The sequence below is a fragment of the Pseudomonas sp. Irchel s3f7 genome (assembly GCF_900187615.1).
In the GTDB taxonomy this organism is placed as follows: domain Bacteria; phylum Pseudomonadota; class Gammaproteobacteria; order Pseudomonadales; family Pseudomonadaceae; genus Aquipseudomonas.
Genome location: NZ_FYDO01000018.1, coordinates 100,380 through 116,905 on the forward strand (window position 1 = coordinate 100,380; position 16,526 = coordinate 116,905).

At 58.2% G+C, this 16,526-nt stretch carries 14 protein-coding genes; all 14 read right to left on the reverse strand.

The window, feature by feature from the left end; genetic code table 11:
• Positions 1 to 125: 125 nt before the first annotated feature.
• The 14 genes from dnaE to pyrH all read right to left on the reverse strand — a co-directional run bounded on the left by dnaE (position 126) and on the right by pyrH (position 16,342).
• Positions 126 to 3,647, reverse strand: coding sequence for a DNA polymerase III subunit alpha (gene dnaE / locus CKW19_RS17150; protein WP_095058911.1), 3,522 nt, complete (start codon positions 3,645 to 3,647; stop codon positions 126 to 128).
• 77 nt (positions 3,648 to 3,724) lie between these two features.
• Positions 3,725 to 4,351 (reverse strand): ribonuclease HII, encoded by a 627-nt coding sequence (gene rnhB, locus CKW19_RS17155; protein WP_095058912.1) that lies wholly within the window; start codon positions 4,349 to 4,351, stop codon positions 3,725 to 3,727.
• Positions 4,352 to 4,362: 11 nt separating this feature from the next.
• A complete protein-coding gene (lpxB, locus tag CKW19_RS17160) occupies positions 4,363 to 5,493 on the reverse strand; it encodes a lipid-A-disaccharide synthase (RefSeq protein WP_095058913.1) in 1,131 nt (376 codons plus the stop codon).
• A 2-nt stretch (positions 5,494 to 5,495) separates the two neighbouring features.
• Positions 5,496 to 6,272 carry an acyl-ACP--UDP-N-acetylglucosamine O-acyltransferase gene (lpxA, locus tag CKW19_RS17165; protein ID WP_095058914.1) on the reverse strand — a complete coding sequence of 259 codons (777 nt, stop codon included), beginning with the start codon at positions 6,270 to 6,272 and terminating at the stop codon, positions 5,496 to 5,498.
• Positions 6,269 to 6,709 (reverse strand): 3-hydroxyacyl-ACP dehydratase FabZ, encoded by a 441-nt coding sequence (fabZ, locus tag CKW19_RS17170; protein WP_007907157.1) that lies wholly within the window; start codon positions 6,707 to 6,709, stop codon positions 6,269 to 6,271. Before fabZ ends, lpxA begins: the two co-directional genes overlap by 4 nt.
• A gap of 109 nt (positions 6,710 to 6,818) precedes the next feature.
• Entirely contained in the window at positions 6,819 to 7,874 is a 1,056-nt protein-coding gene (lpxD, locus tag CKW19_RS17175; RefSeq protein WP_095058915.1) for a UDP-3-O-(3-hydroxymyristoyl)glucosamine N-acyltransferase, read from the reverse strand.
• A gap of 3 nt (positions 7,875 to 7,877) precedes the next feature.
• Positions 7,878 to 8,381 (reverse strand): OmpH family outer membrane protein, encoded by a 504-nt coding sequence (locus CKW19_RS17180; protein WP_007990260.1) that lies wholly within the window; start codon positions 8,379 to 8,381, stop codon positions 7,878 to 7,880.
• A 45-nt stretch (positions 8,382 to 8,426) separates the two neighbouring features.
• Entirely contained in the window at positions 8,427 to 10,802 is a 2,376-nt protein-coding gene (gene bamA / locus CKW19_RS17185) for an outer membrane protein assembly factor BamA (protein ID WP_095058916.1), read from the reverse strand.
• A 74-nt stretch (positions 10,803 to 10,876) separates the two neighbouring features.
• A complete protein-coding gene (gene rseP, locus CKW19_RS17190) occupies positions 10,877 to 12,229 on the reverse strand; it encodes a sigma E protease regulator RseP (protein WP_095058917.1) in 1,353 nt (450 codons plus the stop codon).
• A 53-nt stretch (positions 12,230 to 12,282) separates the two neighbouring features.
• The gene (gene ispC / locus CKW19_RS17195; RefSeq protein ID WP_095058918.1) at positions 12,283 to 13,473 is read right to left on the reverse strand and encodes a 1-deoxy-D-xylulose-5-phosphate reductoisomerase; all 1,191 of its coding nucleotides are present in this window, start codon (positions 13,471 to 13,473) and stop codon (positions 12,283 to 12,285) included.
• Entirely contained in the window at positions 13,470 to 14,276 is an 807-nt protein-coding gene (locus CKW19_RS17200) for a phosphatidate cytidylyltransferase (RefSeq protein WP_095058919.1), read from the reverse strand. Before CKW19_RS17200 ends, ispC begins: the two co-directional genes overlap by 4 nt.
• Entirely contained in the window at positions 14,276 to 15,031 is a 756-nt protein-coding gene (gene uppS / locus CKW19_RS17205) for a polyprenyl diphosphate synthase (protein ID WP_095058920.1), read from the reverse strand. Before uppS ends, CKW19_RS17200 begins: the two co-directional genes overlap by 1 nt.
• A 13-nt stretch (positions 15,032 to 15,044) precedes the next feature.
• Complete coding sequence (gene frr / locus CKW19_RS17210) at positions 15,045 to 15,602, reverse strand: ribosome recycling factor (RefSeq protein WP_053159597.1); 558 nt, start codon at positions 15,600 to 15,602, stop codon at positions 15,045 to 15,047.
• Entirely contained in the window at positions 15,599 to 16,342 is a 744-nt protein-coding gene (gene pyrH, locus CKW19_RS17215) for a UMP kinase (RefSeq protein ID WP_003172271.1), read from the reverse strand. The genes frr and pyrH overlap by 4 nt, the downstream gene beginning before the upstream one ends.
• Between the last annotated feature and the right edge of the window lie 184 nt (positions 16,343 to 16,526).

Here is a 16,526-nt window from a genome sequence, read left to right on the forward strand (position 1 = left end):
GTCGAGTCCCAAGTGATCTTGGGCCGGCCGGTTGTCTATTCGCGCCCTACCTTAAGGGAGAGGCGCGTTGAGGTCGAGATTAAAAATTCTGGTCATGCTCAGGATGCGTGATGGCACCCTGACCGTTAACGGTATTGGAGGAAGACGTTGTCTCGCCCGAACTGGTCACGCAAGGCTTGAATCAACGCATCCGCCGGATCGATTCTCCAGCCTTCGCCGAACTGCAGCATGGCCTTCGCATCGGGGCTGGTGTAGTCCATGGTGATCGGACAGGCACCGCGATGACGCTTCAACAAATCACCCAGCCAGCGAAGCTGATCGCCCTTGAGGTCCTTGGCGTGCAGCTTCAAACGCAGACTCTCGGCCAGGTTGGTGCGCGCATCCTCCATGCTCATCACTCGCTTGACTCGAAGGCGCAGCCCACCGGAGAAGTCGTCATTACTGACCTCGCCTTCGACCACCACCATCGCATCGGTCTGCAAGAGTGACTGCGCGGAGTGGAACGCATCGGCAAACAGCGACGCCTCGATCCGGCCAGAGCGGTCGTCAAGGGTGATGAACCCCATCTTGTCGCCTTTTTTATTCTTCATGACCCGCAGGGCGATGATCATGCCCGCAACGGTCTGCGTATCGCGGGCCGGTTTCAGGTCGATGATGCGCTGGCGGGCGAAACGGCGGATTTCGCCTTCATATTCGTCGATCGGGTGACCGGTCAGATACAGGCCAAGCGTGTCTTTCTCGCCCTTGAGCCGTTCCTTCAGCGTCAGCTCCTTGGCTTTGCGATGGTTGCCGTAGACATCGGCGTCTTCCTCAACGAACAGGCCACCAAACAGGTCGGCGTGGCCGCTGTCGTGGGTGCGGGCGGTTTGTTCGGCGGCCTTGATCGCTTCTTCCATCGCGGTCAGCAGGACGGCGCGGTTGCGGTCGATGTTGGCCTGATAGGCTTTTTGTTCATCGTGGAAGTAAGGGCCGAGACGGTCCAGCGCGCCGCTGCGAATCAAGCCGTCGAGGGTGCGCTTGTTGATGCGCTTGAGGTCGACCCGGGCGCAGAAGTCGAACAGATCCTTGAACGGACCGTCCTGACGCGCCTCGGTGATCGCCTCGACCGGCCCCTCGCCGACGCCCTTGATGGCACCCAGACCGTAAATGATCCGGCCTTCGTCGTTCACCGTGAACTTGAACTCCGAGGTGTTCACGTCCGGCGCATCGAGGCGCAGCTTCATGGTGCGAATTTCTTCGATCAAGGTCACGACCTTGTCGGTGTTGTGCATGTCCGCCGACAGTACCGCAGCCATGAATGGCGCCGGGTAATGGGTTTTCAACCAGGCGGTCTGGTAGGAAACCAGACCGTAAGCGGCGGAGTGAGACTTGTTAAAGCCGTAACCGGCGAATTTTTCTACCAGGTCGAAAATGTTACCGGCAAGGTCGGCGTCGATATTGTTGGTCTTGCAACCGTCAATGAAACCGCCGCGTTGCTTGGCCATTTCTTCGGGTTTTTTCTTACCCATGGCTCGACGCAACATGTCCGCGCCGCCGAGGGTGTAACCGGCCATCACCTGGGCAATCTGCATCACCTGTTCCTGATACAGGATGATGCCGTAAGTCGGCGCCAATACAGGTTTCAAGCCTTCGTACTGGTAGTCCGAGTGCGGGTACGCCAACTCGGCGCGACCATGCTTACGGTTGATAAAGTCGTCAACCATGCCGGACTGCAGCGGGCCCGGGCGGAACAGAGCTACCAGTGCGATCAAGTCTTCCAGGCAGTCGGGCTTGAGCTTTTTGATCAGCTCTTTCATGCCGCGCGATTCAAGCTGGAACACCGCCGTGGTTTCAGCTTTTTGCAGCAACGTGTACGTCGGTTTGTCGTCGAGCGGGATGAACGCGATGTCCAGCGGTGGCTCGTCGACCTTGGCGCGGTCGCGATTGATGGTCTTCAGCGCCCAGTCGATCACCGTCAACGTCCGCAGACCGAGGAAGTCGAACTTCACCAGACCGGCCGCTTCAACGTCATCCTTGTCGAACTGGGTTACCAGACCGTCACCGGCTTCGTCGCAATAAATCGGCGAGAAGTCGGTCAATTTGGTCGGCGCGATGACCACACCACCGGCGTGCTTGCCGACGTTACGCACAACACCTTCGAGCTTGCGGGCCATCTCCCAGATTTCCGCAGCCTCTTCATCGACCTTGATGAAGTCGCGCAGGATCTCTTCCTGCTCGTAGGCTTTTTCCAGGGTCATGCCGACTTCGAACGGAATCATCTTCGACAGACGATCCGCCAGTCCATAGGACTTGCCCTGCACCCGCGCCACGTCACGCACCACGGCTTTGGCCGCCATGGAACCGAAGGTGATGATCTGGCTTACCGCGTTGCGGCCATACTTCTCGGCCACGTAGTCGATCACCCGGTCACGACCATCCATGCAGAAGTCGACGTCGAAGTCGGGCATCGATACCCGTTCCGGGTTGAGGAAACGTTCGAACAGCAGGTCATATTCCAGCGGGTCGAGGTCGGTGATCTTCTGTACGTAGGCCACCAGCGATCCGGCACCCGACCCCCGGCCAGGACCAACCGGCACGCCGTTGCTCTTGGCCCACTGGATGAAGTCCATCACGATCAGGAAGTAACCCGGGAAGCCCATCTGGATGATGATATCCAGCTCGAAATTCAGCCGGTCGACATAGACCTGACGCTTGGCTTCGTAGTCTTCGGTGGTGTCCTTGGGCAGCAGAACGCTAAGCCGCTCCTCCAGACCATCAAAGGACACCTTGCGGAAATACTCGTCGATGGTCATGCCATCGGGGATCGGGAAGTTGGGCAGGAAGTGCGTACCCAGCTTCACTTCGATATTGCAGCGCTTGGCGATCTCGACGGTGTTTTCCAGCGCTTCGGGAATATCGCTGAACAGCTCAGCCATTTCATCGGCGCTTTTGAGGTACTGCTGATCGCTGTAGTTCTTCGAGCGTCGCGGATCGTCGAGGGCGCGGCCCTCACCGATGCACACGCGGGTTTCGTGGGCGGCGAAGTCTTCCTGCTTGATGAAGCGCACATCGTTGGTGGCCACGAGCGGCGCACCGAGCTTCTCGGCCAGGGCCACGGCGCCGTGCAGTTGCTCTTCATCGTTAGGGCGGTTGGTGCGCTGGATTTCCAGATAAAAACGATCCGGGAACACGGCCATCCACTCGCGAGCCAGGGTTTCGGCTTCGTCCGGATTGCCGCTGAGCATGGCCTGGCCGATTTCGCCCTCTTTGGCCGCCGACAGCATGATCAAGCCTGCGCTGGCTTCGGCCACCCACTCGCGCTCGATGATGACCGCGCCGTTGCGCTGACCGTCGATGAAACCACGGGAAATCAATTCGGTGAGGTTGCGATAGCCTTCGGCGTTCATCACCAGCAGGCTGATCCGGCTCAGTGCGTTGTCCGGATCCTTGTTCGACAGCCACAGGTCGGCGCCGCAGATCGGCTTGATCCCGGCACCCATGGCGTTTTTATAGAATTTGACCAGGGAACACATGTTGTTCTGATCGGTGACCGCTACGGCAGGCATGTTCATGCCGACCAGGGTCTTGACCAGCGGTTTGATCCGCACCAGACCGTCGACCAGGGAGTATTCAGTGTGCAGGCGTAGATGAACGAATGAAGCCGGCATAGTGATCCTGTCTGTGAACGTGAAGACAACAAGGCCCGGATTGTACCGGGCCTTGGTAGAAAAAATCAGCCTTGCAACTAACTCTCGATGAGACCTTCTCGCGCTTCATACGCCAGCCGCACCGGGGCAAACGAACGCCGGTGAATCGGGGTTGGGCCGAGACGGGCGAGCGCTTCCAGATGAACGGGTGTCGGATAGCCTTTGTGACCGCCAATGCCGTAACCCGGGTAGATCAATTCGAACGCGGCCATTTCCCGGTCTCGACTGACCTTGGCCAGAATCGATGCGGCGGCGATGGCTGGAACCTTGCTATCGCCCTTGACCACGGCCTCGGAGCGCATCGGCAGTTTCGGGCAACGGTTGCCGTCAATCATCGCCAGCTTCGGCTGAATGTGCAGACCGGCGATCGCGCGCTGCATGGCCAGCATGGTGGCGTGCAGGATATTCAGCTCGTCGATTTCTTCGACTTCGGCACGGGCGATACACCAGCTCAGGGCTTTTTCGCAGATTTCGTCGTAGAGCTTTTCGCGACGGGCTTCGGTGAGTTTTTTCGAGTCGTTCAAGCCAAGAATCGGACGGTTCGGATCAAGAATCACCGCCGCCGTGACCACGGCGCCACAGAGTGGGCCCCGCCCCACTTCATCAACACCGGCAACCAACTCTTCGACTTCGGCGACCAAGGTGAAATCCAGCCCCATCTGCATGCTTGTTTTACTCATTGTACTTGGCCGATCAGGTTCAGCACTGCGTCCGCAGCCTGGTTGGAGGCATCCCGACGCAAGGTCCGGTGAATTTCATCAAAGCCGCGGGTCTGCTCTTCACCACCATCAATCAGGGGCGACAGGGTCTGGGCCAACGCTTCAACCGTCGCATCATCCTGTAGCAACTCAGGCACCAGCAGGCGCTGGGCCAACAGGTTCGGCAAGGAGACGTAGGGGCTTTTCACCATGCGCTTGAGAATCCAGAACGTCAGTGGCGCCAGACGGTAGGCAACCACCATCGGCCGCTTGTACAGCAATGCCTCAAGCGTTGCGGTTCCGGAGGCAATCAGCACGGCATCGCAAGCGGCCAGGGCCAGATGGGACTTGCCATCGAGCAAGGTCAGCGGCAGATCACGACCGGCCAACAACTCTTCAAGCTGCGCCCGCCGCTGAGGGCTGGCGCAAGGCATGACGAACCGCACACCGGGGCGCATGGCTCGCAAGCGCTGGGCAGTATCGAGAAACAATGCGCCGAGTCGACTGACTTCGCCGCCACGACTGCCCGGCATTAGCGCCACCAACGGTCCGTCGGGCAAGCCCAGTTCTGCCCGTGCAGCGCAGCGATCAGCTTCGAGCGGTATCGTATCGGCCAACGAGTGCCCGACGAACCGTACCGGCACGCCTTTCTCTTCGTAGAATTTCGCTTCGAACGGCAGCAGCGTCAGCATCAAGTCGCAACCCTCGCGAATCTTCAGCACCCGCTTCTGCCGCCAGGCCCACACAGACGGGCTGACGTAATGCACGGTTTTGATTCCGGCCTGACGCAGCTTGAGTTCGATATTGAGATTGAAGTCTGGCGCGTCGATACCGATGAACACATCGGGTTTCGCGGCGATCAGGTCGGCGACCAGCTTCTTGCGCCGCGCGAGCAGTTCGCGCAACCGGCCCAGCACTTCCACCAGGCCCATGACGGACAGACGCTCCATCGGAAAATAAGAAGTCAGGCCCTCGGCCTGCATCAACGGACCACCGACACCGATAAATTCGACAGCCGGGTGGCGAGCCTTGAGCGCGCGCATGAGGCCCGCGCCAAGGATGTCGCCGGAAGCCTCGCCCGCTACCAGCGCTATACGCAGACTGGCCATGATTAGCGGGTGATGCCGCGGGTCGAAGACAGGATGGAGTCGCGGAATACGGCCACTTCCGGAAACTGCGCAGAAGGTTCGGCCAGTTCGTTGAGCGCCTGCTCGACGGTCAGACCCTGGCGGTAAACCACCTTGTAGGCTCGACGCAACGCATGGATGGCGTCCTCACTGAAACCACGACGACGCATGCCTTCGAAGTTCATGCTGCGGGCTTCGGCAGGGTTTCCGAACACCGTGACATACGCAGGGACGTCCTTGCCAATGGCCGTGCCCATGCCGGAAAAGCTGTGGGCGCCAATGTTGCAGTACTGGTGAACCAGGGTAAAACCGGACAGGATCGCCCAGTCTTCCACGTGCACATGGCCAGCCAGCGCAGTGTTGTTGACCAGAATGCAATGGTTGCCAATGACGCTGTCGTGACCGATATGGGCATAGGCCATGATCAGGTTGTGATCGCCAAGGGTAGTTTCCGAGCGATCCTGAACGGTGCCACGGTGGATGGTCACGCCTTCGCGGATGACGTTGTGATCACCAATGACCAGGCGGGTTTCTTCGCCTTTGTATTTCAAGTCAGGTGTGTCTTCGCCCACCGAGGAAAACTGGTAGATGCGATTGTGCTTACCGATTCGGGTCGGGCCTTTGAGGATCACGTGCGGCCCGATGACTGTACCCTCGCCGATTTCCACACCTGCGCCGATGATCGACCAAGGGCCGACCTCGACGCCGTCGGCCAGAACGGCCGTCGGATCGATGATTGCGCGAGAGTCAATCAAACTCATAGCTTGCGTTCCGCACAGATGATTTCAGCCGAGCAGACCGGTTTGCCATCGACCGAAGCCTGGCATTCGAACTTCCAGATCTGGCGCTTGCAGCTCAGGAACTTGGCTTCGAGAATCAACTGATCACCCGGCAGTACCGGCTGACGGAAGCGCAGCTTGTCGGAGCCTACGAAGTAGTAGAGCGTGCCATCGGCCGGCTTTACGTCGAGCATTTTGAATCCAAGGATCCCGGCAGCCTGAGCCATCGCCTCGATGATCAACACGCCCGGCATGATTGGATGCGCAGGGAAGTGACCATTGAAGAATGGTTCGTTGATGCTGACATTCTTGTAGGCGCGAATGCGCTTGCCTTCCACATCCAGATCCACGACCCGGTCCACCAGCAGGAACGGGTAACGGTGAGGCAGGTATTCGCGAATCTCGTTGATGTCCATCATTTCGGGGGGAAGCCTATGTAAAGATTGGGAGCGCGCGACTGATGCGCACTCCTCTAGCAAATCAAGGGAGGCAGTCTAGCGGCTGTGCACACTTGATATGGAAATGGTATCAGCCATCTGATGAAGCATTACCGTCAGGGGTCACTTCCCCTACTTGCTTTTCCAGCTGTCGCAGACGTCGCGCGATATCATCGAGCTGACGAAGGCGGGCCGCGCTTTTGCGCCACTCGGCTGCCGGCTGCATGGCCGTACCGGATGAGTAAGCGCCCGCCTCGGTAATCGAATGGGTCACCATGGTCATGCCGGTGATGAAAACGTTGTCGCAAACTTCGATGTGCCCTACCAGCCCGACACCACCGGCCAGCATGCAGTGCTTGCCGATTTTGGTACTGCCGGAGATGCCCACGCACGCCGCCATGGCAGTGTGGTCACCCACCTGAACGTTGTGGGCAATCTGGATCTGGTTGTCGAGCTTCACGCCATTGCCAATGATGGTATCGGCCAATGCACCGCGGTCAATGGCGGTGTTCACGCCAATTTCCACATCATCGCCAATCAATACACCACCGATCTGGGCGATTTTCTGCCAGATACCTTTCTCGTTGGCAAAACCGAAACCTTCGCCACCGAGTACTGCACCCGACTGAATCACCACACGCTTGCCGACACGAACGTCGTGATACAGCGTGACACGCGGCGCAAGCCAACCACCTTCACCGATTTCACTCCGTGCGCCGATAAAGCAGTGCGCGCCTACAGTGACACCGGCTGCAATACGCGCCGAACCTTCAATGACCGCAAAGGCCCCGACGCTCGCCGTTGGGTCAACCACCGCATCCGCCGCAATCACCGCTGACGGGTGAATACCCGCAGCTGCCTTGGGCTTGGGATCGAACAGATGAGAAACACGGGCGTAGGCTGCGTACGGATCAGGCACCACCAGCGCATTACCGGCAAATCCTTCGGCATCAGCGGCTTTCAGCAACAAAGCTGCAGCCTGACTGCCTGCCAGGTATTTACGGTACTGGGGGTTTGCAAGAAAGCTCAACTGAGCTGGGCCAGCCTCCTGCAAGGTGGCTAGCCCAGTGATTTCTTTCTCCGGGTCACCACGCAATGTGGCGCCGAGGAACTCGGCCAACTGGCCGAGTTTAATAGTCGCGGTCATGGATTACTTCAGCTGATTCATGCGCTCGATAACCTGGCGCGTGATGTCGTATTGAGGCTTGACATCAATTACTGCGCCACGCTCGAAGACCAGGTCAAAAGCACCTTTCTTGATGACTTCTTCCACAGCGCTGTCCAGTTTCGGCTTGAGCTGCTTCAGCATTTCACGGTCGGCAACGGCTTTTGCTTCGTTCAATTCTTTGGACTGGAACTGGAAGTCACGGGCCTTTTGCTTGAACTCAAGCTCCAGACGCTCGCGCTCGCCTTGCTGCATTTTGTCACCGCCAGCCATCAGACGATCCTGAATACCCTTGGCGCTGCTTTCCAGCGTCTTGAGTTTGGTCAGTTGAGGACCGAACTTCTTCTCGGCATCCACGGCGTACTTCTTGGCTGCGTCGGACTCCAGCAACGCCATCTGATAGTTCAGAACGGCGATTTTCATGTCGGCAAATGCCGGACCTGCTACCAGTACGGAAGCGAGGAGAACCAATTGAGTCAACTTACGCACGATGCACTCCTACAAAATCCATTGTCGTTATCTTGGGTCAGACGCTTAGAACGTCTGGCCGAGGGAGAATTGGAACACTTGAGTTTCAGCGTCATCCGGTTCCTTGACTGGCATTGCCAGGGCGAAACTCAGAGGACCCAGTGCGGTGACCCAGGTCACACCCACACCGACGGAACTGGCCATATTACTCAGGCTGATGTCATTGCATTGGGTGTTGGACTTCGTGCCATCCGCTCTGACGGTATCCGAGCAAGATGAATCGAATACGTTACCCACATCCCAGAACAGCGAGGTACGCAGCGAACGCTGATCCTTGATGAACGGCAGCGGGAACAGAACCTCCACACCACCCTGGATCAGGACATTACCGCCGAACGGCAGCGGATCCTGGTCCGGGTCGAGCTGCGTGCCAGGGTTCTTGCCGGTACTTGGCGTACTGCGCGGCCCCAGGGTGCTGTCCTTGAAGCCACGTACCGAGTTGAAACCACCAGCATAGTAGTTTTCGTAGAATGGCAAGCCATCGGTCGAACCGTAACCGTCGCCATACCCCAGCTCAGTGTGCAGGCGCATGGTGTAGTTCTCGCTCAATGGCTGGAACAACTGGCCACGGTAATCGAGCTTGAAGAATGACAGGTCGCTGCCTGGTGTAGTCGTTTCCAGCACCAGGCTTTGGGAGTGACCGCGCGTTGCGAGCACGCCCTTGTTCAGAGTGGACTCGGACCAACCGGCCGAGGCCTTGAAGTTCAGGTACTTGTCGCCTTCCTGCTCAACGAAGTCGAAGATCTCGTCAACGGTGTACACACCCGTCTTGATCTCGTCCTGCTGCGCGGTCAGACCGAAGGTCAGACGCGAAGTCTCGCTGATCGGGTAACCAACGCTCACACCCGCGCCCAAGCTGTCTACGGAGTAGCTCGCTACGTCGACATCGAGGTCGTCATAGTCGGTGGTGCGGTAGAACACGTTGTAACCCAGGCTCACGCCATCAGCGGTCCAGTAGGGGTCGACATAACCGAAGTTATAGCGGCTCTGGTATTCGCTTTTGGTCAAGCCGACGCTGACCTTGTTACCGGTACCCAGGAAGTTGTTCTGAGTGATCGAACCACCCAGGATCAAACCGGCGCTCTGGGCGAAACCGACGCTCGCGGTGATCGAACCGGAAGCCTGCTCTTCAACGCTGTAGTTAACGTCAACCTGGTCATCGACACCCGGTACGGCCGGGGTTTCGACGTTGACTTCCTTGAAGAAGCCCAGACGCTCCAGACGGGTCTTGGACTGGTCGATCAGGTAGGTCGAAGCCCAGCCGCCTTCCATTTGACGCATTTCACGACGCAGCACTTCGTCTTCGGACTTGGTGTTGCCACGGAAGTTGATGCGATTCACATAAGCACGCTTGCCAGGATCGACTGCAAACGTGATGTCTACCGTATGGTCGTCATCGTGCGGTTGAGGTACACCGTTGACGTTGGCGAAGGTATAGCCCTCGTTACCCAGTCGACGGGTGATCAGCTCGGAGGTCGTGGTCATCAGCTTGCGCGAGAACACCTGACCCTTTTGCACCAGCAGCAAGGACTTGACCTGGTCTTCAGGGACTTTCAGGTCGCCACTCAGCTTCACGTCACGAACGGTGTATTTCTCGCCTTCGTTGACGTTGACGGTGATGTAGACGTGTTTCTTGTCCGGCGTGATGGACACCTGGGTCGAAGCGATATCCATGTTGATATAGCCACGGTCCAGGTAGTAGGAACGCAGACGCTCCAGGTCACCGGACAGCTTTTCACGTGCGTACTTGTCATCGTTCTTGAAGAACGACAACCAGTTGGTGGTCTTGAGTTCGAACAGGTCGATCAGGTCTTCGTCGGGGAAGACGGTGTTGCCCACCACGTTGATGTGCTGGATCGCGGCAACGGTACCTTCGTTGATATTGACCTTCAGCGCGACGCGGTTGCGCGGCTGCGGTACCACTTCGGTATCGACGGTAGCCGAGTAACGGCCCTGAGCGACGTACTGACGTTGCAGTTCGTTACGCACACCTTCAAGCGTCGCGCGCTGGAAGATCTCGCCTTCGGCCAGACCGGATTGCTTGAGGCCTTTCATCAGGTCTTCGGTAGAGATCGCCTTGTTACCTTCGATCTCGATACTGGCGACCGACGGGCGCTCGACTACCGTGATGACAAGGACATTGCCGTCACGGCCCAGCTGGATATCTTGAAAGAAACCGGTTTTGAACAACGCACGAGTGGATTCCACCAGGCGACGATCATCCGCCTGTTCACCGACGTTCAACGGCAAAGCACCAAAGACACTACCCGCGGAGACCCGCTGGAGGCCATTGACGCGAATATCAGAGATAGTGAAGGACTCGGCGTGAACTTCGGCGATCATCAATACGGTGAGAACCGCAGTTAGCAGCAGACGTTTCATGAAGTCCTTTCTTATTCCAACTGGCAATAAACAAACTGCCGCAAAATGCGGCAGATTCGCAATTCAGCGAAGCGTTACAGTCGACCCAGATCATTGACCAGAGCAAGCAACATCACCCCGATCACCAAACTGATACCGATCTGTATCCCCCAACCCTGCACCCGATCTGACAAGGGACGACCACGCGCCCACTCGATCAGATAAAACAACAAATGTCCCCCATCCAGTACCGGAATGGGCAACAGATTCAGAACCCCCAGGCTAATACTCAGATAAGCAAGGAAATTCAGGAAATCAGCAACACCCGACTGGGCCGAAGCGCCCGCCACTTTAGCAATGGTTATCGGTCCACTCAAGTTTTTTACCGAGAGCTCACCGAACAACATTTTCTTGAGCGAATCAAGGGTCAGCACACTCATGGTCCAAGTGCGTCGAGCGCCTTCGCCGATTGCGGCCAATGGGCCGTAGCTGACTTCGCGAATCATCTCCGGCGGCCACTCAACCGCTTTTACTCCAGCCCCCAGATAGCCACTGGGTGCTTTGCTCTGACCACGAGAAGCCAATGTCACCGGGACGTCGATTTGAGCACCGTCACGCTCGACCCGCAGCATGATCTTGCTATCAGGCTGTTTGCGGACGGTATCCACCACCTGCTGCCAATCATCCAGCGAGCGACCATCGAGAGCCAGCAAACGGTCACCGGTTTTCAGCCCGGCAGCCTGAGCAGGGCCCTTTGGATCGAGCTCAGCCAACACGGGCGGCAATGCCGGACGCCATGGGCGGATACCCAACGAATGGATCGGATCAGGCTCATCAGCGCCCTTGAGCCATTTATTCAGCACCAGCTCACGGGGCGTGTCGACCGTAGAACCTTGCTCGCGAACCACAATTTGCAGCGAACCGCTTTCCCCCAGACGGCGGACCAACTGCAAATTCACCGCTCCCCAGCCGGAAGTCGCCTCACCATCGATGGCCACGATTTCCTGGCCCGGGTTCAACCCTGCCTGGGCCGCAATACTGCCAGACTCGACAGCACCAATGACCGGACGCACCTGGTCGCTGCCAAGCATTGCCAACACCCAGAAAAACACCAGGGCCAGCAGGAAGTTGGCAATCGGCCCCGCCGCTACGATAGCGATGCGCTGACGGACGGTTTTGCGGTTGAAGGATTGATCGATCTGATCGAGCGGCACTTCGCCTTCGCGCTCGTCGAGCATCTTCACGTAGCCACCCAGAGGGATGGCTGCCACCACAAACTCGGTGCCTTGCTTGTCATGCCAGCGCAGAAGCGGCATGCCAAAGCCTACGGAGAAACGCAGCACTTTGACCCCACAGCGACGCGCGACCCAAAAATGGCCGAACTCGTGGAAGGTAACCAGCACACCCAGTGCGACCAGGGTGCCGACAATCATATAGAGCGCGCTCATCTACTTTCTCCGCAATCCTATCCGCTGCTGCCTCGCCCAATGCATACGGGCATTTACCGCCCGTGACGGCTCAGCCATTGCCCGGCCAACTGTCGCGCCTTCGCGTCGGCGATGAACACCGCCTCAAGATCGTCGACCGCGACTACGGCTTCCAGATTCAATACTTCCTCGATAATACTCGCGATTTCCGGGTAACGAACCCGTCCATCGAGAAATGCTGTCACCGCCACTTCATTCGCTGCATTGAGCATGGCGGGAGCACTATTACTGGCTTCAGCCGCTTGTCGCGCCAATCGCAGGCACGGGAAGCGCTCTTCGTCGGGCGTCTGGAAATCCAGGCGCGCAATGGCAAACAGGTCCAGCGGCGCAACCCCCGAATCAATTCGTTCGGGCCAGGCCAGCGCGTTGGCAATGGGTGTACGCATGTCCGGATTGCCCAACTGCGCCAATACCGAACCGTCGATATAGTCGACCAGCGAGTGAATCACGCTCTGCGGATGAATCACCACTTCTACCTGCGACGGCTTGGCATCGAACAACCAGCAGGCCTCGATCAACTCAAGGCCCTTGTTCATCATGCTGGCCGAATCGACGGAAATCTTGCGACCCATGGACCAGTTCGGGTGCGCACACGCCTGCTCAGGGGAAACATGCGCCAACTCGGCCAGGGGTGTCTGTCGGAACGGACCACCGGAGGCTGTCAGCAAAATCCGACGCACGCCCACATTGCTTAGACCACGAGAAAAATCCAGCGGCATGCACTGGAAAATCGCGTTGTGCTCACTGTCGATCGGCAGCAACACCGATCCACTTTTGCGCACGGCCTGCATGAACAAAGCGCCGGACATGACCAGCGCTTCTTTGTTGGCCAGAAGAATTTTCTTGCCAGCCTCGACCGCCGCCAGGGTCGGGCGCAACCCCGCCGCACCGACAATAGCCGCCATGACTGCATCGACTTCAGGATCGGAAGCCACCTGACACAGCCCTTCCTCGCCGACCAGCACACGGGTCGAAAGGCCCGCAGCAAGCAGATCATCCTGCAAGCGCCGAGCAGCACCAGCCTCGGGCACCACGGCAAACCGTGGCGAGTGACGCACACAAAGCGCAAGCAGTTCACTCAAACGAGTGAACCCACTCAGGGCAAACACTTGATAACGCGCCGGATGCCGCGCAATAACGTCGAGGGTGCTCAGGCCAATCGAACCCGTAGCCCCCAAAACGGTAATCTGCTGTGGGCGACTCATGGCGCTGCCATCCACAGCAGCACGGCAAACACCGGAATGGCTGCTGTCAGGCTATCGATCCGATCCAGCACACCACCGTGACCCGGCAGCAGGTTACTGCTGTCCTTGATCCCGGACTGGCGCTTGAACATGCTTTCCGTGAGGTCTCCCACCACCGAAACAAACACAATGACGGCCGCGCCGATCAGCCCCATCAGCAGCTCTGCGAAACTCCAGTCACGTGAAACACCGACGATCGCAGTGATGACCAGGCTCAACAACAAGCCGCCATACACCCCTTCCCAGCTTTTGCCGGGACTGACTTGTGGCGCCAGCTTGCGCTTACCAAAGGCCCGACCGGAAAAGTACGCTCCAATATCGGCGCCCCAGACCAGTACCATCACCGCCATGATCAACCAGTTACCCAACGGCTCCTGCTTGATCTGCACCAGCCCTTGCCAGGCCGGCAGTAAAATCAGCAGCCCGATGACCAGCTTGCACGCTGCACTGGCCCAGTGCTCGCTGCTGCGGGGGTACGTCAGCACCAGATACGTCGCCACACCCCACCAGAGCACCGACGCGCCCAACACCCAAGGTGCCAGGCCCGGCAAGATATGCATGACAAACAGTATTGCCGCGACAACCACAGCGTACGCGACCCGAATCGGCTGAGCGGTAAAGCCTGCCAAACGAGCCCATTCCCAAGCACCAAGGGTCACGACCAGACCGATAAACAGCGCAAAACCGGACCCCTCCAGCAGGAAAAACCCGCAGAGGGCAATCGGCAGCAGGATCAGCGCGGTGATGATTCGTTGTTTAAGCATTAAACCCGGGCTCCAGCCTCGACCTGCTCGCTCGTTTTACCGAAGCGACGCTGGCGGGATGCGAAATCGGCCAGCGCGTTACGCATGGCATCGTGTTTGAAGTCCGGCCAGAACAGGTCGGAAAAGTACAACTCGGCGTAGGCCAGCTGCCACAGCAGGAAGTTGCTGATGCGGTGCTCGCCACCGGTGCGGATGCACAGATCCGGCAACGGCAGGTCGCCGGTTGCCAGGCAGGTCTGCAGCAACTCCGGCGTGATGTCTTCCGGACGCAGGTGCCCAGCCTGAACTTCTCGAGCCAGTCGCTGCGCGGCTTGCGCGATATCCCACTGACCGCCGTAGTTGGCGGCGATCTGCAGAACGAAACGATTGGCACCGGCCGTCATGGTCTCGGCCTCACGCATGGCTGCCTGAAGCTCGGGATGGAAGCGCGAACGATCACCAATGATGCGTAAACTGATGTTGTTGTCGTTGAGGCGCTTGGCCTCACGACGCAACGCCTTGAAGAACAAATCCATCAATGCACTGACTTCATCGGCCGGGCGCTGCCAGTTCTCACTGGAAAACGCGAACAGGGTCAATACTTCGACCCCGGACTCAGCACACACCTCAATGACCGCGCGAACCGCGTCCACGCCCGCCTTATGCCCGGCAACGCCTGGCATAAAGCGTTTTTTTGCCCAGCGATTATTACCATCCATGATGATCGCGACATGACGCGGCACTGATGCCGGCGCAGTCTTCTTGGTCTTTTCCATGAAAGCTCGACCCTTATACGGCCATCAGGTCTTTTTCTTTCTGCGCCAAATCCGCGTCGATTTTTGCCACGAATTTCTTGGTCAGATCGTCGATTTCGCCCGTAGCGCGACGTTCTTCGTCTTCACTAATGGCCTTTTCCTTGACCAGATCCTTGAGCTGGCTGTTCGCATCGCGACGGATGTTGCGCACGGCAACACGAGCGTCTTCAGCAACGTCACGGGCCTGCTTGGTGAAGCCCTTACGGGTTTCTTCGGTCAGGGCCGGCATGGAGATCAGCAGCAGTTCGCCAAGGTTGGTCGGGTTCAGGTTCAGACCTGCGCTACCGATAGCCTTGTCGACGGCACCCAGCATGTTGCGTTCAAAGGCAACCACTTGCAGGGTACGGGCGTCCTTAACGGTGATGTTGGCCACTTGCTTGATCGGGGTGTCGGAGCCGTAGTACGGCACCATCACACCTTCCAGAATGCTTGGGTGCGCCTGGCCGGTACGAATACGGCCGAAGTTGTGCGCCAGCGATTCGACGGATTTCTGCATGCGCTCTTGAGCGTCTTTCTTGATTTCGTTGATCATTGTTGGCCTTCCTCGATCAGGGTCCCTTCAGCGCCGCCATGCACGATGTTCAGCAGGGCGCCGGGCTTGTTCATGTTAAATACGCGCAGCGGCATCTTGTGGTCGCGGCACAGACAAATGGCCGTCAGATCCATCACGCCCAGCTTGCGATCCAGCACTTCATCGTAGGTCAGATGATCGAACTTCTCGGCATGCGGGTCTTTGAATGGGTCCGCGGTGTAAACGCCATCGACCTTGGTCGCCTTGAGCACGACATCGGCATCGATTTCGATTGCACGCAGGCAAGCTGCCGAATCCGTGGTGAAGAACGGATTACCGGTACCCGCCGCGAAAATCACGACTTCCTTGGCGTTCAGGTGACGCATGGCTTTGCGACGATCATAGTGATCGGTCACACCCACCATGGAAATGGCCGACATCACGATGGCCGAGATATTGGCACGTTCCAGCGCATCGCGCATGGCCAGGGCGTTCATCACAGTGGCCAGCATGCCCATGTGGTCGCCTGTCACCCGATCCATGCCTGCTGCGCTCAGCGCTGCACCACGGAACAGGTTGCCGCCGCCGATGACCAGACCGACCTGAACGCCGATACCGACCAACTGGCCAACTTCCAGTGCCATGCGATCCAGAACTTTCGGGTCGATCCCGAACTCTTCCGAGCCCATCAGGGCCTCGCCGCTAAGCTTGAGTAGAATGCGTTTATAGCGAGCCTGATAACCACTGCCCTGCTGAGCCATTGCGAATCTCTCCTGCGGCGTATTTTAAAAATTCTTTGCTAGCTGTTTACAGCTGGCGTTCACTCTAACTGGCGCTGCGTCAGCGCCATCGGAACATGGCTTTGTAAGCCAGTTCCCAACGGAAACCAATAAAAAACTGGTCCCCATCTGAAAAGAGGCTGCGCGCGTGAGCGGGCAGCCTCTT